Origin of the sequence: Caenispirillum bisanense, assembly GCF_039523075.1 — a bacterium.
Lineage (GTDB): Bacteria > Pseudomonadota > Alphaproteobacteria > Rhodospirillales > Rhodospirillaceae > Caenispirillum > Caenispirillum bisanense.
In genome coordinates, this window is sequence record NZ_BAAAEP010000040.1 from 23,513 (window position 1) to 45,701 (window position 22,189).

Consider the following 22,189-nt stretch of genomic DNA (forward strand, 5'->3'; position numbering starts at 1 on the left):
GGGGCGCTCCGACGCGATGGTCTATATATGGTATATGCCAAAAGGCCAAGGTCAATATCTAGGATTTTTAGGCTCTTCCCGAAAGCCCCGGCACCCTCAGCCGTCAGCCGTCGACCAGTTCCGTGGTCAGCACGCGGCGCGGCGGGGCGTCGGCGGTGGCGGCCACCGGCTGGGCGCCGCAGGACGGGCAGGGGCCGTCGCAGGTTTCGGCGATGGAGGCCAGCAGTTCCTCGGAATAGGGCGGCTCGCCCACCTTCTCCGTATGGCCGCAGGCGAGGCAGCGGATGCGGGTGACCTTGCGGTGGTGCGGGCGGTGGCTGGACAGCACGGTGCCGCCGCCGCCGGCCGAGGCATCGGACAGCACCGGCCGCGGCTTGCGTTCCTGCAGGCCGACGACGCGCTTGCTGGTCCAGGCGGCCATGGCGCGGGCGACCTGCAGGGCGGCTTCCACCTTGGCCGGCTTGGCGCCGTTGCGCTCCGCCATGAAGGCCCAGAACTCCACCACTTCCTGCGCCACGGCGTCGGAGGCGACAATGGCGAACACCGGCTCCTCCGGGTGGGCGCTGCGCAGCACGGAATGGGGGTGGGTGCGCTCCACATGGGCGGTGCGGACGGTGGGCATCTCGCCGGCCGGGGTCGGCTGCGGCAGGCGCTTTTCCAGCCACGCTTCCATGGCGCGGCGCTGGCGGTCGGCGCGTTCCAGCTTGTCGTCGGGGGTGCCGCGGTTGCGGGCGCAGAATTCCCAGTACTCGACGGTCATGGAGGCGACCAGGTCGCGGGCGCGAAGCACGAACACCGGCTCGTCGGCGGCGGCCTTGTTGATGGTGCTGTCGGGGGCCGTCAGCTCGTCGCGGGCCGAGACGTAGCGGATGCGGGCGCGCAGCTCGCGGGCGGCGCCGTCCAGCGGGTCCTTGGCGGTGCCGGGTGCCGTATCCGTCGTCATGGGGGAGCCTCTTCTGCCAGGGGAGCGGGCGGCGGATATTGACGGCTGGCGCGCGGCTGCGCAAGCCTGTGCAAACCCTGAGTTATGGGGATAACCTGTGCGACACCCATTCGATCAAGGAGTTGCGGCGGCATGTTGAAGAAGCTTGTGACGCTGGCGGCGGGGGCTGCGGCGACGCTGGTCAGCGCCTGCGTCGATGCCCCGCGCACCTCCGTCCGCTATCGCGACCCGGCCGGGCCGGCGCAGTTCATGCAGTGGGCGGCCAGCCGCGGGCCGCTGCTCGCCACCCTCCACGGCACGCCCTTCCCCGGCGAGCCGCCGGAGCGGGTGGCGGAGGTGGCGCTGGGCGCCATGGGCCGCGCCATCGCCGAATACCGCACCCTGCGCCTGACCACCGACCCCGCCGCTGCCGGTGATCGCCGCTACCACGTGACGCTGGCCTTCAACGCCCCGCGCCGCGTCTCCGGCCGCGCCCTGTGCCGCGGCGAGGTGCCGCCGGTGGAGGTGGGCGAGCGCCTGACCGTGCTGGCGGTGTTCTGCGAGGACGACCGGGTGCTGGCCGATGTCGCCGGCTCGGTGGGCGGCGACGACCTCAGCCTGGACAGCGAGCGCTTCCGCATGCTGATGGTGCAGGTGTCGCAGAGCCTGTTCCGCGACAAGTAGGGCAGGGCGCCGCCGGCCGGACACGACAAGGCCGGCGGAGATCGCTCCCCGCCGGCCTGCGTCAGGTGGCTCGGCCCGCAATCAGGCGGAGGTATTGACGCCGCTGCCCTGGCCGCCCTCGCCGGCGGTGCCGCCGCCGGTGCCGTTGGCGTCCCGCTTGGGGCCGCCGCGCGACACGGTGACCATGGCCGGGCGCAGCAGGCGGTCGCGGATCAGGTAGCCGTCCTGGTAGACGTCGACCACGGTGCCGGTCGGCATGTCGGTGCGCTCCACCTCCTGCACCGCCTGGTGCAGGTTGGGGTCGAACGGGGTGCCGCGGGCCTCGATCTTCTCGACGCCGTACTTCTGCAGGCCGGCGGCCAGGGTCTTCTGGGTCATCTCGATGCCGACGGCGAGGTTCTTCAGAAGCTCGTTCTCCGCCCGCCGCTCGGCCGGGGCGGCCAGCAGGGCGCGGTCCAGGTTGTCGGCGACCTGCAGCATCTCCTTGGCGAAGTTGGAGACGGCGTACTTGGCGTTGTCCTCGATGCGGCGTTCGGCCATGCGCTTGGCGTTCTCGGCGTCGGCCAGGGCGCGCATGTACTCGCCCTTCAGCCGTTCCACCTCGGCCGCCAGCAGGGCGATGCGCTGCTCCGGCGCCAGGATGTCGGCGCCGGCGTCCGGCGGCACGTCGCCGTCGTAAGTGTCGGCCGCCGACGGGGCCTGCTCGCCCATGTCGGTGGCGGCGTCCTGCTCGGCAGGCGCGTCGTGGCCGGGTTCGTGCTGCGACGGGGTATGCTGCTGTGCCATTGCTGTTTCCAGTCCCTAACCGATGAGTCTGCCGACCACCTTCGCGGTGTAGTCCACCAGCGGGATGATGCGGGCATAATTGATGCGGGTCGGTCCGATGACGCCGATGGCGCCGACGATCTCCTCCGCCCCGTTGCGGAACGGACTGACGATCATCGAACAGCCCGTGGCGGCAAAGAGTTCGTTCTCTGCGCCGATGAATATCTGAACGCCCTCCGCCTTGCCCACCAGATCGAGCAGGCGGAGCATCTGTTCGCGGGTTTCCAGCATGTCGAACAGATTGCGGATGCGCTCCAGGTCCTCGATGGCGGTGACGTCGGACAGCAGGTGCGACTGGCCGCGCACGATGAGGGCGCCGTCGGCCTTGTCCCCCGCCCAGGTGCCGAGCCCGGCCGACACCACCTTGGACGTCAGCTCGTCGAGCTTGGACTTGTGGCTCTCCAGTTCCTTCAGGATGTCCTCCCGCGCCTCGTCGAGGGTGCGGTTGGTCATGCGGGCGGCGAGGTAGTTGGAGGCCTCCACCAGCGCCGTCGGCGGCAGGTCGTGCGGCACCTCGATGATGCGGTTCTCGACCACGCCGTTCTGGGTGACGATGACGACCAGCGCCCGGCCGGGGCCGAGGTTGACGAATTCGATGTGCTTGAGCGGGCTTTCCGTCTTCGGCGCCAGCACGAGGCCGGCGCACAGCGACAGGCCGGAGAGGGTGCGCGTCGCCTCCGACAGCACGTCGGGCAGGCTCTTGCCGCGGGCGGCGCACTGGGCGTCGATGCGGGCGCGCTCGTCGTCGGCGAGGCTGCCGATCTCCAGCAGGCCGGAGACGAACATGCGCAGGCCCAGCTCGGTCGGCAGGCGGCCGGCGGAGGTATGGGGGGCATAGAGCAGACCCAGGTCTTCCAGGTCGGCCATGGCATTGCGGATGGTGGCCGGCGACAGCGACATGGACAGCCGCTTGGACAGCGTGCGCGATCCCACCGGCTCGCCGGTCTGGACGTAGGCATCGACCACATGCCGCAGAATCTCGCGCGAGCGTTCGTTCAGCTCGACGATGGGCGTGGTCCTGGCGGATCTGGTGCTGCGCGTCGACACGCGGTTCTTCCCTGCTGGGTCGCGACCGCAGCGAATGTAGGGAAGCTGTTCCACACCGTCAACGCGCGGCGGAGGCATCAGGGCAGGCGCAGCAGGGCGCGGATCTTGGCCTTGACGTGCAGGGTCAGGTCTTCGGGGGCGCGCGCGATGAAGGCGCAGCCGCGTTCGCGCCACGACAGGCTCTTCACCTGATCGCACAGCACCGCCCCGACGACGCCCGCCCCGGCCGGCACCGGCTGCTCGAAGGGATAGCCCTTGATCTCCGAGGTGACGGGGCAGACGACGCACAGGCCGACGCGGCGGTTGTACTGCACCGGCGACAGCACCAGCGCCGGGCGGTGGCCGCGCTGCTCGCTGCCCTTCTGCGGATCGAAGCCGAGCCAGACAAGATCGCCGTCGTCCGGGCAGTAGGACTCGGCAGGCGGCGGCGAGGCCGGTCGGGCCATCACGAGAACTCGTTGCCGACCGCCGGGCCGGTGGCAACCTCGGCATGGAGGGTGTCGTCGTCCATGCCGGCCAGCAGCTCGTCGAGGTCGTAGCTCGGCACGTCCTGGACCGGCAGCGCCACCAGCCGGCCGTTCTCCACCCGCACGTCGGCGCCGCTGCCCTCGTGGATGCCGAGGTCGCGGGCGTAGGAGGCGGGAATGCGCAGCGCCAGGCTGTTGCCCCACTTGGCGAAATGCAGAATCATGACACCCTCCGGCGGTGAGGATACATTGTCGATACATCGACCCGGGGAGTCAAGGCGCCGCACGGGCTTTTCAAGCCGGCGGGCACGGGGTAGCCTGCGGCCCTGACGCCTGTTCCCACAGCTACCCGAGGATGTTCCCCATGCGACCGTCCGGCCGTGCCGCCGATGCCCTTCGTCCCGTCTCGCTGGAGCCGGGGTTTGCCAAGTATGCCGAAGGGTCGTGCCTCATCCGGTTCGGGGACACCCATGTGCTGTGCACCGCCTCGGTGGACGAGAAGGTGCCGGGCTGGCTGCGCAACCAGGGCCGCGGCTGGGTGACCGCCGAATACGGCATGCTGCCCCGCGCCACCCACAGCCGCACCGACCGCGAGGCGGCGCGCGGCAAGCAGTCCGGCCGCACCCAGGAAATCCAGCGCCTCATCGGCCGCTCGCTGCGCTCGGTGGTCGATCTCAAGGCCATGGGCGAGATGCAGATCAAGGTCGACTGCGACGTGCTGCAGGCCGACGGCGGCACCCGCACCGCTTCCATCACCGGCGCCTATGTGGCGCTCTATCAGGCGTTCCAGAAGCTGGTGAGCCTGGGCGTGCTGACCGCCGTGCCCATGCACGACCAGGTGGCCGCCATCTCCTGCGGCATCGTCGGCGGCGAGGCGGTGCTCGACCTGGACTATGCCGAGGATTCGACCGCCCAGGCCGATGCCAACTTCGTGCTGACCGCCAAGGGCCTGATCGTCGAGGTGCAGACCACCGCCGAGGAAACCCCCTTCGCCGAGGACCAGCTGACCGCCATGCTGGCGCTGGCCAAGAAGGGTGTCGCCGAGCTGGCCGCCGCCCAGCGCGCCGCCCTCGGCCTGACGGAGTGACCGCCATGGCACGGACCTTCGCGGGCGGCCGTCTGGTGGTCGCCAGCCACAACCCCGGCAAGGTGCGCGAGATCAACGAGCTGCTGCGGCCCTACGGTGTCGAGGCGGTGTCGGCCGGCGACCTGGACCTGCCGGAGCCGGAGGAGACCGGCCTCACCTTCGTCGCCAATGCCGAGCTGAAGGCGCTGGCCGCCGCCACCGCCGCCGGCCTGCCGGCGCTCGCCGACGACAGCGGCCTTGCCGTGGCGGCGCTCGACGGGGCGCCGGGCATCTATTCGGCGCGGTGGGGCGGTCCGAAGAAGGACTTCGCCATGGCCATGGAGCGGGTCCACCGCGAGATCGGTGCCAACCCCGACCGCCGCGCCCACTTCGTCTGCGCCCTCTGCCTCGCCTGGCCGGACGGCCATGTGGAAACCTTCGAGGGCAAGGTCAACGGCGAGCTGGTCTGGCCGCCGCGCGGCAGCCGGGGGTTCGGCTATGACCCCATGTTCGTGCCCGGCGGCTACGACATCACCTTCGGCGAGATGGAGCCGGAGAAGAAGCACGCCATGAGCCACCGCGCCAAGGCCTTCGCCCTGCTGGTCGAGGCCTGCTTCGCCCGCTGACAGGCTGCCGTCGCCGCCGGCGGAGCGGGAATGGCTCCGCCGCCGGTGGCGATCCGGCCGGTGCGGCAGGGCCATAACGGCCCTTCCCGCCGCTGCTGCGCCGGCGTATCAAGATCGGGCCGGATTCGAGGGCCGTCGCGTCGGCGGGGCGGGCCCTGCGGCCGGACATCGCGCAGGTTCCCCGCCGGCTGACACCATCACATGACCACTCCCGTTGCTGCGGCCGCCGGTGCCGCGGCGGCCCCGGCGTCGCGGGCCGTGACGCTGATCCTGGCCGCCACCATCATCTTCTCCGCCATGGACGGCGTGTCCAAGTTCCTGGCCGACAGCGTGCCGCCGCTGGAGGTCGCCTTCGGCCGCTATGCCTTCTACATCCTGTTCCTGCTGCCGGTGCTGCTGCGACCGGGCAGCGGCGTCACCGCCGCCGCCGTGCTGCGCCCGCGCCGGCCGGTGCTGCAGGTGGTGCGCGGGCTGCTGATGCTGAGTTCGGCGCTGTTCTTCATCTCCGCCCTGGCGATCACGCCGCTGGCGACGGCCACCGCCATCTTCTTCGTCTGCCCGATGATCCAGACGGCGCTCGCCATCCCGCTGCTGGGCGAGCGGGTGGGGCCGCGCCGCTGGGCGGCGGTGGCGGTCGGCTTCGTGGGCATGCTGGTGGTGGTGCGGCCCGATGGCGGCAGCGTCGACTGGGGCGCCCTGCTGTCGCTGGGCTCCGCCGTCAGCTGGGCGGGGGCGGTGATCGCCAGCCGCCGCATCGGCACCGACGACAGCGCCGTCGTCACCACCACCTGGACCGGCCTCGCCGGCTTCGTCGGGGCGGCGCTGGTGGTGCCCTTCGTGTGGGTGACGCCGACCCTGCCCGACCTGCTGCTGATGGCCGCCATGGGCGCCCTGGCGGTGGCCGGGCACCTGCTGGCGGTGAAGGCCTATGCCCTGGCCGAGGCCTCGACCCTGGCGCCCTTCACCTATGCCCAGATCGTCTGGGCCGGGCTGATCGGGCTGGCGGTGTTCGGCCATGTGCCCGATGCGCCGACCCTGCTCGGCTCCGCCGTCATCGTGGCGAGCGGCCTCTACATCTGGCACCGCGAACGGCTGACCGCCCCGCCGGCCGCCCCGCCGGCCGCCGCCTGAGCCCCTTGCCGAGACCCCGCCGTCGGCCGATATGACGGCGGGCGGGGTTGCGGCGCGGCGCGTTCCGCGTCACCTTTGGCGTCGGCCCCGTCCCGGATACAGGAAAGCAGACAGACGATGGCGATCGAGATCTACACCAAGCAGACCTGCATGTACTGCCAGAAGGCCAAGGCCTGGTTCAAGGAGCACAACATCCCCTACGAGGAGATCGACGTCTCCGCCGCCGCCGACTTCACCCGTATGAAGGACCGCCTGCCGGACGCCCGCACGGTGCCGCAGATCCTCATCGACGGCCACCTCATCGGCGGCTACGACAACCTGATGGAATACGAGAAGCCGATCCTGGAAAAGCTTCTGGCCATGTACCCCGAGGCCAAGGCCTGACACTGGTCAAGGCGGGGCGGACGGTCTATGGTCGGCCGCCGCCCCGATGCCGCAGGGACTTCATCCGCCGTCATGACCACCGGTAGCTCCCCCTTCGCCCGCCGCGCCGCCGAAACCTTCGCGGCCATCGCCGACAATTTCCGCGCCCTTGACGCCCATGCCGGCACCGTCGCCGCCATGGCCGAGGCCGTCACCGCCGCCTTGCGGGCCGGCAACACCATCTTCTTCTGCGGCAACGGCGGGTCGGCCGCCGACAGCCAGCACCTGGCCGCCGAGCTGCTCGGCCGCTACCGGCTGGACCGCGCGCCGCTGCCGGCGGTGGCGCTGACGGTGGATACCTCCGCCCTCACCGCCATCGGCAACGACTTCGGCTTCGACGACATCTTCGCCCGCCAGCTGCGTGGCCTGGGCAAGCGCGGCGACGTGCTGGTGGCCCTCACCACCTCCGGCAACAGCCCCAACGTCATGAAGGCGGTGGCGGCAGCGCGCGAGATGGGCGTCACCGTGCTGGGCTTCACCGGCGGCAGCGGCGGCGCGCTCAAGGACGCCAGCGACATCGCGCTGGTGGTGCCGGCCAGCCGCACCGACCGCATCCAGGAAATGCACATCGCCTGCGGCCACCTGATCTGCGAACTGGTGGAAGAGACCCTGGCCGCCGGCTGAAGGGGGCGCTGTCAGGTCCGCGGCCGGATGTTGTGCACCGTCACTCCCGCCGCGTCCGCCACCGCCTCCCACGCCGCATCGGCGGTCAGGGCAGGGCAGCCGCGCCGCCGCGCGAGCGCGAGGCAGGCGCGGTCGCCGAGCGACAGGCCGGCGGCCCTGGTGGCATCGCGCAGGCGTGCCGTCTCCGCCGCCGCCTCGGCATCGAAATCCACCGTCACCAGGCCGAGCGCATCGGTCAGCCGCCGTGCCACCTCCGGCGGCATGCCGCGGTCGTGCAGCTTGGCCAGCACCTCGGCCAGGTTGACGGCGCTGACCAGCGCGCCGGGCATCACCGCCAGCACCGCCTCGTGCCCCGCCTCCCGCGTCATCAGCGCCAGCACGGCGGAGGCGTCGAGCACCGCGTCACTCATCGGCGGCCTCGCGGCGGCGGTCCTGCAGCAGGTCGGCGGCCGGATCGGCACCGGCCGGGATGTAGCGGCGGACTTCCGCCCACACGTCCTCGATCACCGCCCGGTAAGGACGCATGACCACCTGCCCGTCCTCCACCGCCACCATGAAGGCGCCGCCCTGCTGCATGCCCAGCTCGGCGCGGATGGGGGAGGGGATGACGAGGCGGCCGTTGGGGCCCATGGTGACGTGCTGCATCTGGCATATCCCGCACTGTGGCACGACTGCGTTCCCTGGCAGTGTACGCCGTCCGCCGCCGTCCCGCCAGCGGGCGCCGGCCGCCCAAGCTCTATGGTGATCCCGCCGCGCCCAGCCTATATTCGCAGGGACCAGGAGCAGGGGGCGTAGAGCGTCATGTTGAAGATCCGCAAGCCGCGCGACGTGATCGACCGCAAGGGGCTGGTCGTCCGGCTGGACGACATCGCCGCCGACGGCTCCCTCAGCGACCAGAAGAAGCGGCAGGCGGTGCTGGCCGTGCTGAAGGACACCTACCGCCGCGGCCACGACGAGGTGCGCCGGCGGTTCGATGACGAGCACGGCCGCGGCGACCAGTGCGTGCGCGAGAACTGCTATCTGGTCGACCAGCTGGTCGTCACCCTGTTCGACTACACCACCACCCGCGTCTTCCCCACCGGCGTCAAGACCATGGGCGAGCATCTGGCGGTGCTGGCGGTGGGCGGTTACGGCCGGCGGGAACTGTCGCCGCAGTCGGACATCGACCTCCTGTTCCTGCTGCCCTACAAGACCACCCCCCATTCCGAGCAGGTGGTCGAGTACATGCTGCTCATGCTGTGGGACATGGGGCTGAAGGTCGGCCACGCCACCCGCTCCGTCGCCGAGTGCATGCGTCAGGCCAAGGCCGACATCACCATCCGCACCGCCATGCTGGAAGCCCGCTATCTGGTGGGCGAGCGCGCCCTGTGGGATGACTTCCAGACCCGCTACAAGGCGGAAATCATCGCCGGCACCGGCCTGCAGTTCGTGGAGCAGAAGCTGGCGGAACGCGACCAGCGCCACGACCGCCTGGGCGATTCCCGCTACGTGCTGGAGCCCAACGTCAAGGAAGACAAGGGCGGCCTGCGCGACCTGCACACCCTGTACTGGATCGCCAAGTACCTCTACGGCGTGTCGGACATGCGGCAGCTGACCGACATGGAGGTGATCTCCGAACAGGCCGCCACCAGCTTCATCAAGGCCCAGGCCTTCCTGTGGAGCGTGCGCTGCGCCCTGCACTACCTGACCGGCCGGGCCGAGGACCGCCTGACCTTCGACATGCAGTCGGCGGTGGCCGAACGGCTGGGCTACACCGACCGCGGCGCCGTGAAGGGCGTCGAGCGGTTCATGAAGCACTATTTCCTCATCGCCAAGGACGTCGGCGACCTCACCCGCATCTTCTGCGCCGTGCTGGAGGAGCGCAACCGCCGCAAGCCGGTGATGCGCATGCCCGCCGCCTTCCGCAAGCGGCACCTGGACGGTTTCGTGGTGGAAGGCAGCCGTATCGCCGTCGCCCACGAGGACGACTTCGTGCGCGAGCCGCTGCGGCTTCTGTCGGTGTTCCACGTCGCCCAGCGCCACGGGCTCGACATCCACCCCGACACCCTGCGGCTGATCACCGAATCCCTGAAGCTGGTCAAGGCCCTGCGCAGCGAGGCGGAGGCCAACCGGCTGTTCGTCGAGATGCTGTCGCACCCGAAGGACGCCGAGAACACCCTGCGGCGCATGAACGAAGCCGGCGTGTTCGGCGCCTTCATCCCCGATTTCGCCCGCGTCGTGGCGCAGATGCAGTACGACATGTACCACGTCTACACCACCGACGAGCACACCATCCGCGCCATCGGCATCCTCAACCGCATCGAGCAGGGCAAGCTGGCGCACGAACTGCCGCTGTCCACCCAGCTGATCCAGAAGGTGCAGTCGCGGCGGGCGCTTTATGTGGCGGTGATGCTGCACGACATCGCCAAGGGCCGCGGCGGCGACCATTCCGAGATCGGTGCCCGCATCGCCCTCAAGCTGTGCCCGCGCCTCGGCCTGACGCCGGAGGAAACGGAAACCGTCTCGTGGCTGGTGCTGCACCACCTGGACATGAGCCGCACCGCCTTCAAGCGCGACGTCGACGACCCGGAAACCATCAAGTCCTTCGCCGCCCTGGTGCAGTCGCCGGAACGGCTCAAGCTGCTCACCCTGCTCACCTGCGCCGACATCCGCGCCGTCGGGCCGCAGGTGTGGAACGGCTGGAAGGGCAGCCTGCTGCGGGAGCTGTTCTACCGCACCGAGGATGCCCTGTCGGGCGGCCTGTCCGCCGGCTCGCGCGATGCCCGCGTCGCCCGCAAGAAGGATGCCCTGCGCCGCGCCCTCGACGGCGCCGGCTGGACGGCGGAGGAGATCGAGGACCATCTGGCCCGCGGCTATCCGTCCTACTGGCTGACCTTCGACACGGTGGCGCAGCAGAACCACGCCGAACTGATCCGCACCGCCGAGCGCGACGGCCGCCTGCTGACCGTCGACACCCGCATCGACGACATCCGCGGCGTCACCGACGTGACCATCTACGCCGTCGACCACCCCGGCCTGTTCTCCAAGCTGACGGGCGCCATGTCGCTGTCGGGCGTCAGCATCGTCGACGCCAAGATCATGACCCTGACCACCGGCATGGCGCTCGACACCTTCTCCATCCAGGACGGCAACGGCCTGCCGGTGAGCCAGCCGGAAAAGCTGGCGCGGCTGTCGGACACCATCGAGAAGGCGCTGCAGGGCCGCATCTGGCTGGAAAAGGAACTGGAGGCCAAGCCCTCCACCCTGCCCAGCCGCACCCGCGTGTTCAAGGTGCCGCCGCGGGTGGTGATCGACAACACGGCGTCGAAGACCTACACGGTGATCGAGGTCAACGGCCGCGACCGCCCCGGCTTCCTCTACGACGTGACGGCGGCGCTGACCCGCTGCGGCCTGCAGATCCATTCCGCCCAGGTCACCACCTACGGCGAGCGGGTGGTGGACGTGTTCTACGTGAAGGACGTGTTCGGCATGAAGATCGAGCACGAGACCAAGCTGAAGCAGGTGCGCGAGACCCTGATGGAAACGCTGGAGGCCCGCAGCCCCCGCGCCGCCGCCGGCACCGCCCGCCGCAAGGCCGCGGCGGCGGAATGAGGGGGATCGGGCCGGCGGCGTGAGCCCTCCGGCCTAAGCCGCCTTGCGCCGGGCCTGCCGCCATCGCACCTTTGGCCGCCGGCGCCGGGGCGCCCTAGACTGGGCCTCCCCCGACCTGCCACGCCGAGGATGCGCCCCATGTCGCCCACCGTCGCCGCCGCGTCGCCCATCGTTCCCGTCATCCTGTCCGGCGGCAGCGGCACCCGGCTGTGGCCGCTGTCGCGCGAGGCGCATCCGAAGCAGCTGCTGGCCCTCACCGGCCCCGAAACCATGCTGCAGCAGACCGCCCGCCGCGCCGCCCGTCTGGCGCCGCCGGTGGTGGTGTGCAGCGACGCCCACCGTTTCCTCATCGCCGAGCAGCTGCGCCAGATCGGCGTGCCGCCGGCCGCCCTGGTGATTGAGCCGGTGGGCCGCAACACCGCCCCGGCGGTGGCCTGCGCCGCCCTCATGCTGGCCGAGCAGGACCCGCAGGCGCGGCTGCTGGTGCTGCCGTCCGACCATGCGGTGCGCGACGGCGCCGCCTTCACCGCCGCGGTGGAGCGGGCGGCGGCCTGCGAAGCCGACCTCGTCTGCTTCGGCGTGCCCGCCACCCGGCCGCACACCGGCTATGGCTACGTGGAGCAGGGGGCGGCGCTGGGCGAGGGCGTCCACCGGGTCGCCCGCTTCACCGAGAAGCCCGACCTTGCCACCGCCGAGGGCTTCGTCGCCGGCGGCCGCCATGCCTGGAACGCCGGCATCTTCCTGTTCCGCGCCGGCCGCTATCTGGCCGAGCTGGAGCGCCTGCGCCCCGACATGCTGGCGCTGTGCCGGGCGGCGGTGGCGCAGGCCCGCATCGACCTGGATTTCGTCCGCCTGGCGCCCGAACCCTTCACCGCCATCGCCGGCGAGAGCGTCGACTATGCCGTGATGGAGCAGGTGGACGACGCCGTGGTGGTGACGCTCGACGCCGGCTGGTCCGACATCGGCTCGTGGTCGGCCCTGCACGAGCACAGCGACCGCGACGGCGACGGCAACACCCTGGTCGGTGACGTGCTGGCGGTGGACTGCCGCGACAGTTACGTCCGCAGCGACAAGCCGCTGGTCGCCACCCTCGGCCTCAGCAACGTGATGGTGGTCGCCACCGACGATGCCGTGCTGGTCGCCGATGCCGGCCGCGACCAGGAGGTCAAGGCGCTGGTCGAGCGCCTGCACGCCGACGGCCGCCGCGAAGCCGGCAGCCACAGCCGCGTCTACCGCCCGTGGGGCTGGTTCCAGAGCATCGACACCGGCCCGCGCTTCCAGGTGAAGCACATCCTGGTGAAGGCGGGCGAGAGCATCTCGCTGCAGCTGCACTATCACCGCAGCGAGCACTGGATCGTGGTGGAGGGCACCGCCGAGGTCACCCGCGGCGACGACACCTTCCTCGTGCGCGAAAACGAAAGCACCTACATCAAGGCCGGCGTCGTCCACCGCCTGCACAATCCCGGCCGCCTGCCGCTGCGGCTGATCGAGGTGCAGTCCGGCGCCTATCTGGGCGAGGACGACATCATCCGCCTGGAAGACGCCTACGGCCGCCTCCCCTCCGGCCTGCTGGACTCCCCCGCCAAGGCGACGGGGGAGTGAGGCGACGTCAGAGGGTGGGCGGTGCCAGAGCGTTCGATACTTCCACCGTGTATCCGCTGAAGGTGTAGACGGAATAGCTGGTGGACGACAAGTCTGTGTCTAGCGCACTCGTCCAGAGGCCGCTGTCCTCAAAGGTGACGCTGTCAATCCCGTCGCCGTCGATCCGCAGCGTGGTCCGCCCCTCCATGATGTTTTCGAGGTCGTTGATGTTGATCGTGACGTAATTCTGGTAGCCGTCCTCAAGGCTGAGCACGGACACGCCGCTCAACAGACTGAGGTTGGAGAGGCTGAACGGGTCGCCGGCATCGCCGCCGTAGAGCTGCACGATCGTCCCGAGCCCGATCTCGATCTGGCCGCCGTTGCCGTCATCCACCGCCGACCCCGAATAGAGGTCGAACACCAGCTTGCCGCCGTTGATGGTGGTGGCGGCGCTGGTCTCCTGCCGCCACTCGCCATAGACGGTGAGGGTGGCAGAGGGGTCGAGGTTGAACGTGGTGGCACCGCCGATGGAGACGTCGCGCAGTTGCAACTCGATGGCGATGTTGAAGGTGGTGGTGCCGGCAGCGCTATTCACCACCAGGTCTTCGATCTCCGACCCGGCGCCATTGATGTTGAACGTGACCGAAACCTCGCTCGACACATCCAGGGTGAGCGCCGCGAGCCGGTCGACGGTCACCGTGGTGGCAGCGGCAACGGACCCGACATGCAGGTCGCCGTCATCGCCGTCCATTCCCGGTCCGGTCAGCGCATCCGCGACGACAGTACTGTCGACGATGTTGATGCTGCCGTTGTAGGCCTCCAGCGTCCCGCCGAGCGTGAGGTCGGCCGCGGTGATCACGAGCTGCGCCGGGGGCGTGAAGATTTCGCTCCGCACGCTCAGGCTCTCCGTGGCAGTCAGGCCGCTGCCGGACACCACGCCGGTGTCAGTGATCTGCAGCGAGTCCCCGCCGGTGATGGCGCCGCCCGTCCACGTGAAGTTGGCCACCTCCATCCATCCATTCACGTCCAGCGTGCCGCCGGTGAGGGTGAGCATGGCGACGTTGGACGTGCCGCTGCTCACCGCCAGGGTGCCGCCGCTGACGCTGATGGCGCCGTCATCCTGATCGGGCAGGCTGGCCTTGGTGGTGGTAATGGGGCCGGTGGTCAGGTTGCCGTTGGTGACGGCCAGGATCCCGTTCGCCCCCACCGACAACGCGCCGACGCTGAGCGTGCCCGAGTTGTAGGTGACCACGTGGCTGCCGATCTGGATCGTGTTGCCGGCAACCGGCGTGGCGGTCCAGATGGCGCCGGTCCAGTAGCCGCTGGCATTGGCGACCGACAGGTTGGTCGGGATGGTGCCGAGGGCGCTGGTGTTGATGCCGCTCTGCACGTAAAGCGTGCGGCTGCCGGAGGAGTAGTCGTTGTGAAAGTGGTGGTAGGTGATGCCGTTGATGGTGCTGGTGGTCTGGTAGGTCCAGGTGTCGCCGTCGCCGCTGATGGAATCATCGCTGCCGCCGCGGATGTATAGCTCGCCGCTGCTGCCCACCATGGTGTCAAAGGCGTTCCAGCCGACAATCAGCGTCATGGCGGCATCGGCGTCCAGGTGGAAGCCTTCGATGCTGTAGATGGAGTAGAACTGGGCTATATAGGCGCTGATGTGCTGGGTGGTGCCTTCCGCCACCGTCAGGCCGATAAAGTCGATGCCGTCGCCACCGTAGCGTTCGTCGTCGGGGTGGTACATGAGCACATCGTCGCCGTCACCGCCGATCAGGGTGTTGTAACCCGTCCCCCCCACGAGCGTGTCGTTGCCGGCACCGCCCGCCAGGATGTCGTCGGAAGCGCCACCAACCAGAAAGTCGCCACCGCTGGTCCCGATCAGCAGGTCGGAGCCGCCGGTGCCGGTGATGGCCCGGCCGCCGGCGGCGGTGGTGGTGCCGCTGTCGCGGGCCAGGAACACCGTGTAGTTGGTGAGGCTGCTGGTGTAGGTGGCGATGCTGCCGTGGACGGTTATGGTGTCGTCCGCGCCGTAGCGCAGCACCAAAGGCCCGCCGATGTTTGCCTCGGCATTCTCCAGCCACGGGCTGCTGACGATGATCTGGTTGGCGCCCTGGTTGTCGACGATGGTGGTGTGGCCCAGGAAGACCGACGACGTGAAGTCGTACACATCGTCACCAGCCCCGCCGGCAAGGTAATCACCGCCCCCGGCACTCTGCAGGGTATCATTGCCCTCATTGCCGAACAGCATGTCATAACTGGCGCTGCCGATGATCACGTCGTTGCCGGCGGTGCCGACGGCGAAGACGCTGCCGGGGTTTCCCTGCAGGGTGCCCGGTGAGGCAATGGAGTTGCCGGCGGTGACAATCTGCAGCGTGTAGAAGCCATTCTTGTAGACCAGGATCTGCTCGATCCGGCCCGCACCCTCGTTGTTGTCGACCGTGATGGTGCCGTGGGGCGTGGTCAGGACGAGGTTGCTGCCCGACAGCTGCGCCCCGGTCGGGGCATACCCTTCCGCTTCCGTGAAGTCGATGTTGTCGTAGAGGCCGCCGGCGTCACGGATGACATCATTGCCCCAGACGCCGTCCATGGTGCGGTAGATGTAGCTGTTGTCCATGATGCCGCCGATCATGGTGTCGTTGCCGGCCCCACCGCGGAAGTTGGTTCCCGCCCCTTCCGTGGCCACCAGCACGTCGTTGCCGCTGCCGCCCCTCAGCAGGGACGCACCCAAGGCGCCGACGACAAGCTGGTTGGCGGAACTGCCGAAGCCGTTGCCGGTGGTGTTGAGGGTCAGGGAGCCGAAGGCGTTGGAGGTGAAGGTCTCCAGCGTGCCGTAGACGTAGACGTTCAGGTTGGTCGCAGGGGCGGCGGTGGTGGCCAGGGTGAACTGGGTGACGCCGGTGACGGACGAAAAACTGGCGTACTTCAGCAGCAGCGCCCCGGTGCTGAGGCTGTCGGTGCCGCCGCTGTCGTAGATGGTGGCGCTGCTCAGGCTTTCCGTCATCAGGTAGACGTCGTTGCCGCCGCCGCCCGCCAGGATGTCGTGACCGGAGGCGGTGAGGGTGTCGTTGCCCAGGGTGCCGATGAGGAAGTCGTTGCCGGCCGTTCCCGCCAGCGCGCCGGTGCCGCGGGTGATGGCGTAAGGCGTGCTTTCGTACTGGTAGGTCGCCATCAAGCCGCTGAAGGAGACGCTGTCGTCGGCGCCGTAATCCAGCGTCACGATGTTGTTGGCGTCGATGCTCACGCCGTTGAGGGTGCCGGAGTACATCTGGATCTTGTTTGTGCCGCTGGTGTCGCGGATGAAGTCGTGCCCGAAGCCGCCGGTGAAGCTGTAGACGTCGTCGCCGGCTCCCCCGGCCAGGTAATCGTTGCCGCCGCCGCCATCCAGGGTGTCGTTGCCGGCGTTGCCGAAGAGGGCATCGTTGCCGATGTCGCCATAGAGGCTGTCGTCGGCAGCCGACCCGATCACCACGTCGTCGGAGGTGGTGCCGGCGATGGTCACGTTGGAGCTGTAGGGGGAGGACGAGGAGAACCGCCAGCCCTCGATCGCCGTCGAGCCGCCGACGACGCGGATGGTGCCGCGGCCGTCGGATTCGATCATCAGGTCGGCGCCGTCCCAGTAGAAGGCGGTCGGCCCCACCGCCAGCGCCTGCGAGAAGTCGACGATGTCCTGGCTGCCGCCGGAATCCTCGATGCGGTCATTGCCCCACACCGTATCGGAGGTGTGGTAGGCGTAGACGTCGTTGCCGAGGCCGCCTTCCAGGGTGTCGTCGCCGCCGGCGCCGCGCAGGGTGTCGTTGCCGTCGCCGCCCCGCAGGATGTTGGCGGCGGCGTTGCCGATGAGCAGGTCGTTGCCGCTGCCGGCCAGCACGTGCTCGAAGCCGACGATGGTGTCGTTGCCGATGTCGGGCCCGAAGGCCAGCTGGCTGTTCAGGTTGACGGTCACGCCGTTGACGGCGCTGGTGTAGATGAGCCAGTCGTGGGCGCTGTCGTCGCTGCCGATCAGGCCGCCGTAATAAACGTCATTGCCGTTGCCGCTGCCGCCGACGATCGTGTCGGCACCAGCACCGCCAAACACGGTGTCGGCGCCGTCGCCGGACATGATGTAATCATCGCCGGCCCCGCCATAGATGATGTCGTTGCCGAGGCCGGTGAAGATGGTGTCGTTGCCGGCGGTGCCTTCGATCCACTGGTTGCCGCTGATGGTCGCGCCGTTGTAGAGGTGGCTGCTCATGACCACGCGGACATAGCCGGCATAGGGGTCGCTGGGGCTGCCGCCCCCGGTGGGGGGGGCGCTGGAGGGGGGCTGCGGCGCCAGCGTGTCGTCCTTCGTCGCCGAAGGCAGCTGAGGTTGGCTGGTCCTCTCGGACAGGCGTTGCTGTTCCTGGCCCAGCTCGCGCACGATCTGGTTGAAGGGGCGGTCGTCGCCGCTGGTGGTGCTCGGCGGCAGCGAGCGCTCGCCGTTGCTGCTGCCCACCGGCGCCGGCGGCAGGCCGAGCGCCTGGCGCAGCTCGTTGCTGCGCAGCACCACCTGCACGAGCTGGTCCGCCACGGACTGCTGCGAGCCGAGCCCGGCATCCTGACCGGGGGTGGGTGTCTGGGTCGGCGTCTCGCCGGCCGGCACGGCGTTGAGGTCCGGCAGCTGCGAGGCCGGCAGGTGGACCAGCGCGGCGCGGATGACGTCGTCGCTGAGGAACTCGCGGGTGACGGTGAAGGTCTCCACCCGTCCTTCCGTCGTGCCCACCAGCATGTCGCGGCCGGAGAACTGGACGATGCGCAGGCCGGTGTTGATCTCGTTCAGGGTCTGGGTGACGCCGTTGAAGGCGCGGATGACGATTTCGCCCGAATCCAGCAGCGCCACCTCGATCTTGGCGTCGGGCTCGCCGTCGCCGTCGGTGTCGACCGTGTGGACCTTGATGACGCCGGTGGTTCCGCGGATGCCGATGGTGGCGACCGGCGTCTTCACCTGCATGGCGTCGGGGCCGGACTTGGCGATCTGCCCCGACACGAAGCTGAAGGCGCCCGACACCAGCGACAGGCTGCTCTGCCCCGAGCCCGAATCGGGGTCGTAGATCATCTCGTCCAGCACCAGCCGGCCGTCGCCGCCGAGGGACATTTCGGTGTTGTCGACGAAGGTGATGCCGATGGCGCCGTCGGCGGCGGTCTCGATGATGTCGCCCTGGAACACCCGGTCGCCGGACGCCAGCTGGTCGCGGGTGCCGTCGGCGCGGATGGCGAAGACGGTGCCGGTCACCTTGGTGACGGTGCCGATGGCATCGGCCGCCTGGGCGATCTCGGTCATGGCGCCGCCCGTCGCCTGCGCCACCTGGCCCGGCGCCTGCGGGCCGGCCAGTCGGGCGGCCAGGCTGCCGTCCAGGCGCACGCCGGCGGGGCCGGCGATGTCGGGGAAGACGGCATGGGTGAAATAGCCGGTGATCAGCACGCTGTCGCCGTCCGGCCCGGTGATCAGCAGGTCCGGGCCGAGTCGTGCGTACTGGCCGTGCAGCAGCAGCGCCGTGTCGGCGACGGTCACCGGTCCGCCGGCGGCGTCGATGACGGTGGTGCTGCCCGTGTCCAGCCCCGCGAAGGCGGTGGAGGCCGCCTCGGTGCGCATGATCCCCATGATGTTCCCCCGCACTGCTGACCCTTCGACGCAGCGGCCGTCCGAAGGGCGTAAGTCCCCCGACTTTCCTCGCAGGTACTGCCACTGTCAAGGCAGGGAGCGCGAATAGTCTGCCAGTCGTGCACGCAGAGGGAGAAAGCGCCGACCTAGGTCTGTACTGTCAGGCACCAAGGTCGATACGGTAGCTGAAAGCTCCAACGACATGGGACACCCGCAGGCCGTCGGCATCCGCCGCCACCGGCATCACCGCCATGCGGTGGCGCAGCAGGCCGCCGCCCCGCACCCGCGGCCGGGTGGCGGCATCGGCCAGCGGGCGGCGGTAGCGCACCACCGTCACCACCAGATCGAGCAGATGGTCGGCCATGTCGGGGGGCAGCGCCTCGTGCGGGCGGCGGCCGTTCAGGCGGCGGCCGAAGGCGGTCGACAGGCTGCCGCCGCAGTGGCGGAACACCGCCTGGGCCGGGTCGTCGCCAAGGTCGAGCAGAAACAGCGTCGGCCCCAGCGGCCCGTGGGTCAGGTCGACGTCGGCCAGCAGCGGCAGCCGGCGCTCGCCCCGCACCTCGTGCCACCACGACAGGGCCTGCCCGACGGTGCGGCGCTCGCTGTCGATGCCGGCGACGGTTCCGCCGTCCGTGGTCGGGCGGCCGATGGCGGCGTGCATGGCGAGCGGCTGGGTGAGCATGCGGTCCTTCCTGTGGACGGGCGGAGGGCGCGTCCGGTCCCTTCTCCGGCATGATACCCATGGCGCCCCTGCGGTCAATGCGACCACCCCCTGTACAAACGACATAGGGCGCGCCGTCGGGAAGACGGCGCGCCCTGTCATGCGGGCCCTGGGCCTGAAGGTCCGGCGCCGGCGGTGCCGGCGGCGGGTGGTTACTGGGCGGCCGGCGCGGCCTGGCCTTCGGCGGCCGGGGCCGCTTCACCGCCGTTGGCGGCCGGGGCAGCTTCGCCGCCGTTGGCGGCGGGGGCAGCTTCGCCACCGTTGGCGGGCGCGGCCTCGGCACCGTTGGCCGGAGCGGCCTCGCCCTCGGCCGGGGCGGCTTCGCCGTCCTCGGCGGGGGCGGCCTCGGCGGCCGGTTCCTCGGCGGGGGCGGTCGGCGGCGGCGGCGGCGGCGGGTTTTCGGTGTTGGCCATCAGGTACTGGATCAGGTCGGCGCGCTCCTGGGCACTCTTGATGCCGGCGAAGCTCATCTTGTTGCCCGGAATGTAGGCCGACGGGTTCAGCAGCCAGGCATCCAGCGACTCATAGGTCCAGGTGCCGCCGTGACCGGCCAGCGCGGGCGAGTAGTTGAAGCCCTCGTGATGGCCGACTTCGGCGCCCACCACGTTGTGCAGGTTCGGGCCGACGCGGTTGGGGCCGCCGGCGTCGATGGTGTGGCACGAGGTGCACTTGCGGAAGGCGCGGGCGCCGTCGTCGGCGCTGGCCTGCGAAATCAGGGTGATGATGTCCGCTTCCGGCTCGGGCGCGGCCTGCTGCGCGGGCGCGGCGGCGCCGCCTTCGAGCCCGACGCGGTAGACGGGTTCATCCAGGGTGCGCTCGGGAAGATAGATGTCGCCCAGGGCATTCACGACGAACACCAGGACGATCGCCACGGCGAGCGCGACGACGGATTTGCCGATCATAGACATGCGCCTCTCCGAACGGGTCAGGACCAGGGCTTAGGAAGAATCGCGCGGGAGGTTAGCCGCTGCGGCCCGTCCTGTCCACGCCCCGCGTGCGGACTTGTCACACTGGCGGGGGCGCGGCGGCCATTTCGGGCTTTCCCGCCGGCGGGCGGAGCGATACCTTCGAGCCCCTTCCTCGACAGCCGGCCCGCCCTGCCATGACCGTTCCGCCGCCGCCGCCGCCCTCCGCCTCCGTCCTGGTGGTCATCCCCGCCCGCATGGCCTCCACCCGGCTGCCGGGCAAGCCGCTGGCCGACATCGCCGGCCGGCCGATGATCGTGCAGGTGTGGCTGCGCGCCATGGAGGCCGCCGTCGGCCCGGTGCTGGTCGCCTGCGCCGAGGCGGAAATCGCCGCCGCCGTGCGAGAGGCCGGCGGCGAGGCGGTGCTCACCGATCCCGACCTGCCCTCCGGCTCCGACCGGGTGTGGCAGGCGGTGGAGCGGTTCGACCCCCAGGGCCGCTTCGACGTCATCGTCAACGTCCAGGGCGACCTGCCGACCCTCGACCCCGATCTGGTGCGCGCCGCCGTCGAGCCGCTGGCCGACCCGGCGGTGGACATCGCCACCCTGATCGCCGAGATCCGCGATCCGGCGGAGCGCGACAATCCCAACGTGGTGAAGGCGGTCTGCGGCCTCGCCGCCGGCGAGACCCAGGCCCGCGCCCTCTATTTCACCCGCGCCACCGCCCCCACCGGCGACGGCCCGCTCTATCACCACATCGGCCTTTACGCCTATCGCCGCAGCGCGCTGGAGCGGTTCGTCAGCCTGCCGCCGGCGGTGCTGGAAACCCGCGAGCGGCTGGAACAGCTGCGGGCGCTGGAGGCCGGCATGCGCATCGACGCCGTGCTGGTGGAGACCGTGCCGCTCGGCGTCGATACCCCGGCGGACCTGGACAAGGCCCGCCGGCTGCTGGCGGCCCACTGACGCCGCCGGCCTTCACTCCACACCCTGTCACCGGAGTTCCGCACCATCATGGCCGAGACGTCGAAGCCCGCCACCACCATCGCCTTCCAGGGCAGCCCGGGGGCCTACAGCCATCTGGCGTGCCGGGCGGTGTTTCCGGACTTCACGGCCCTGCCCTGCGCCTCGTTTGAAGACACCTTCCAGGCGGTGCGCGACGGGCTGGCGAAATTCGCCATGATCCCGGTGGACAACTCGGTCGCCGGCCGCGTCGCCGACATCCACCACCTGCTGCCGCGGTCCGGCATGCACATCATCGGCGAGCACTACCAGCCGGTGAACCACCACCTGCTGGCGGTGCCGGGCGCCACCCTCGCCGACATCAAGGTGGTGCGCAGCCACGTCCATGCCCTCGGCCAGTGCCGCAAGGTGATCCGCGAGCTGGGCATCCGTCCGGTGGTCGCCGCCGACACCGCCGGCTCGGCCGCCGAGGTGGCGGAGCGGGGCGACAAGTCCATCGCCGCCATCGCGTCCGAACTGGCGGCGGAAACCTACGGCCTCGTCTCCCTGCGCGCCAACATCGAGGACGAGACCCACAACACCACCCGCTTCCTCATCATGGCGGAAGAGGCGGTGACGCCGCCGCGCGACAGCGTGGTGCCGTCGGTAACCACGTTCATGTTCCGGGTGCGCAACGTGCCGGCGGCGCTCTACAAGGCCATGGGCGGCTTCGCCACCAACGGCGTCAACATGACCAAGCTGGAAAGCTACATCGTCGACGGCCATTTCGTGGCGGCGCAGTTCCTGGCCGAGGTGGAGGGCCACCCGGAGGACCGCAACGTGCGGCTGGCGTTCGAGGAACTGCAGTTCTTCTCGCGCGAGGTGAAGATCCTCGGCGTCTACCCCGCCCACCCCTACCGCTTCGAGGCCCGCGCCGGGCTGGAGGACTGATCCTCCTCCTCGTCCGCCGCCGCCGCCGCGCCGTCGCCGGCGGCGGCCAGAACCGCCGCCCAGCCGTCGC

General features: G+C 70.1%; 20 protein-coding genes. 10 read left to right on the forward strand and 10 right to left on the reverse strand.

The genetic code is table 11. The annotated features are described in order from the left end of the window. Positions 1–103 precede the first annotated feature (103 nt). Positions 104–943: an FmdB family zinc ribbon protein gene (locus tag ABD056_RS16310; protein WP_343868322.1), complete on the reverse strand. Its 840-nt coding sequence runs from the start codon at positions 941–943 to the stop codon at positions 104–106. Between the two features lie 132 nt (positions 944–1,075). Between ABD056_RS16310 and ABD056_RS16315 the strand changes: the two genes are divergently transcribed. After that, on the forward strand, positions 1,076–1,606 hold the full coding sequence (locus ABD056_RS16315; protein WP_343868323.1) for a hypothetical protein: 531 nt from the start codon (positions 1,076–1,078) through the stop codon (positions 1,604–1,606). Between the two features lie 81 nt (positions 1,607–1,687). On the opposite strand, the gene grpE is transcribed toward ABD056_RS16315, so the two are convergent. The 4 genes from grpE to ABD056_RS16335 form a co-directional block, all read right to left on the reverse strand. Next, positions 1,688–2,392 carry a nucleotide exchange factor GrpE gene (grpE, locus tag ABD056_RS16320; RefSeq protein WP_343868324.1) on the reverse strand — a complete coding sequence of 235 codons (705 nt, stop codon included), beginning with the start codon at positions 2,390–2,392 and terminating at the stop codon, positions 1,688–1,690. Positions 2,393–2,407: 15 nt separating this feature from the next. Further along, complete coding sequence (gene hrcA, locus ABD056_RS16325; protein WP_343868325.1) at positions 2,408–3,478, reverse strand: heat-inducible transcriptional repressor HrcA; 1,071 nt, start codon at positions 3,476–3,478, stop codon at positions 2,408–2,410. A 77-nt stretch (positions 3,479–3,555) separates the two neighbouring features. After that, positions 3,556–3,924 (reverse strand): endoribonuclease MazF, encoded by a 369-nt coding sequence (mazF, locus tag ABD056_RS16330; protein WP_343868326.1) that lies wholly within the window; start codon positions 3,922–3,924, stop codon positions 3,556–3,558. Continuing rightward, complete coding sequence (locus ABD056_RS16335) at positions 3,924–4,169, reverse strand: AbrB/MazE/SpoVT family DNA-binding domain-containing protein (RefSeq protein ID WP_343868327.1); 246 nt, start codon at positions 4,167–4,169, stop codon at positions 3,924–3,926. Before ABD056_RS16335 ends, mazF begins: the two co-directional genes overlap by 1 nt. A 140-nt stretch (positions 4,170–4,309) precedes the next feature. Here ABD056_RS16335 and rph point away from each other — a divergent pair, with 140 nt between their 5' ends. The 5 genes from rph to ABD056_RS16360 all read left to right on the forward strand — a co-directional run bounded on the left by rph (position 4,310) and on the right by ABD056_RS16360 (position 7,815). Then, the gene (gene rph / locus ABD056_RS16340) at positions 4,310–5,032 is read left to right on the forward strand and encodes a ribonuclease PH (protein WP_343868328.1); all 723 of its coding nucleotides are present in this window, start codon (positions 4,310–4,312) and stop codon (positions 5,030–5,032) included. 5 nt (positions 5,033–5,037) lie between these two features. Further along, entirely contained in the window at positions 5,038–5,637 is a 600-nt protein-coding gene (gene rdgB / locus ABD056_RS16345) for an RdgB/HAM1 family non-canonical purine NTP pyrophosphatase (protein ID WP_343868329.1), read from the forward strand. Between the two features lie 201 nt (positions 5,638–5,838). Next, positions 5,839–6,768: a DMT family transporter gene (locus ABD056_RS16350; protein ID WP_343868330.1), complete on the forward strand. Its 930-nt coding sequence runs from the start codon at positions 5,839–5,841 to the stop codon at positions 6,766–6,768. Positions 6,769–6,885: 117 nt separating this feature from the next. Next, positions 6,886–7,152, forward strand: coding sequence for a glutaredoxin domain-containing protein (locus ABD056_RS16355; protein ID WP_343868331.1), 267 nt, complete (start codon positions 6,886–6,888; stop codon positions 7,150–7,152). A 72-nt stretch (positions 7,153–7,224) separates the two neighbouring features. Then, a complete protein-coding gene (locus tag ABD056_RS16360) occupies positions 7,225–7,815 on the forward strand; it encodes a D-sedoheptulose-7-phosphate isomerase (protein WP_343868333.1) in 591 nt (196 codons plus the stop codon). Between the two features lie 11 nt (positions 7,816–7,826). On the opposite strand, the gene ABD056_RS16365 is transcribed toward ABD056_RS16360, so the two are convergent. Then, the gene (locus tag ABD056_RS16365) at positions 7,827–8,225 is read right to left on the reverse strand and encodes a type II toxin-antitoxin system VapC family toxin (protein ID WP_343868334.1); all 399 of its coding nucleotides are present in this window, start codon (positions 8,223–8,225) and stop codon (positions 7,827–7,829) included. Continuing rightward, positions 8,218–8,460, reverse strand: a complete 243-nt coding sequence (locus ABD056_RS16370; RefSeq protein ID WP_343868335.1) for an AbrB/MazE/SpoVT family DNA-binding domain-containing protein — start codon at positions 8,458–8,460, stop codon at positions 8,218–8,220. The genes ABD056_RS16365 and ABD056_RS16370 overlap by 8 nt, the downstream gene beginning before the upstream one ends. A gap of 156 nt (positions 8,461–8,616) precedes the next feature. On the opposite strand from ABD056_RS16370, the gene ABD056_RS16375 reads away from it, so the two are divergent. Together ABD056_RS16375 and ABD056_RS16380 are read left to right on the forward strand one after the other, a co-directional pair. Continuing rightward, entirely contained in the window at positions 8,617–11,406 is a 2,790-nt protein-coding gene (locus ABD056_RS16375) for a [protein-PII] uridylyltransferase (protein WP_343868337.1), read from the forward strand. Between the two features lie 138 nt (positions 11,407–11,544). Further along, positions 11,545–13,008 (forward strand): mannose-1-phosphate guanylyltransferase/mannose-6-phosphate isomerase, encoded by a 1,464-nt coding sequence (locus ABD056_RS16380; protein WP_343868339.1) that lies wholly within the window; start codon positions 11,545–11,547, stop codon positions 13,006–13,008. Between the two features lie 7 nt (positions 13,009–13,015). Here the strand turns inward: ABD056_RS16380 and ABD056_RS16385 are convergent, their stop codons facing one another. The 3 genes from ABD056_RS16385 to ABD056_RS16395 form a co-directional block, all read right to left on the reverse strand. Continuing rightward, the gene (locus ABD056_RS16385) at positions 13,016–18,604 is read right to left on the reverse strand and encodes a FecR domain-containing protein (RefSeq protein WP_343868341.1); all 5,589 of its coding nucleotides are present in this window, start codon (positions 18,602–18,604) and stop codon (positions 13,016–13,018) included. A 160-nt stretch (positions 18,605–18,764) separates the two neighbouring features. Beyond that, on the reverse strand, positions 18,765–19,286 hold the full coding sequence (locus ABD056_RS16390; protein WP_343868342.1) for a PAS domain-containing protein: 522 nt from the start codon (positions 19,284–19,286) through the stop codon (positions 18,765–18,767). Positions 19,287–19,477: 191 nt separating this feature from the next. Next, the gene (locus ABD056_RS16395; RefSeq protein WP_343868343.1) at positions 19,478–20,227 is read right to left on the reverse strand and encodes a c-type cytochrome; all 750 of its coding nucleotides are present in this window, start codon (positions 20,225–20,227) and stop codon (positions 19,478–19,480) included. Between the two features lie 200 nt (positions 20,228–20,427). Between ABD056_RS16395 and ABD056_RS16400 the strand changes: the two genes are divergently transcribed. Together ABD056_RS16400 and ABD056_RS16405 are read left to right on the forward strand one after the other, a co-directional pair. Beyond that, positions 20,428–21,192 carry a 3-deoxy-manno-octulosonate cytidylyltransferase gene (locus ABD056_RS16400; protein WP_343868345.1) on the forward strand — a complete coding sequence of 255 codons (765 nt, stop codon included), beginning with the start codon at positions 20,428–20,430 and terminating at the stop codon, positions 21,190–21,192. A gap of 48 nt (positions 21,193–21,240) precedes the next feature. After that, the gene (locus ABD056_RS16405; RefSeq protein ID WP_343868347.1) at positions 21,241–22,119 is read left to right on the forward strand and encodes a prephenate dehydratase; all 879 of its coding nucleotides are present in this window, start codon (positions 21,241–21,243) and stop codon (positions 22,117–22,119) included. Positions 22,120–22,189 lie beyond the last annotated feature (70 nt).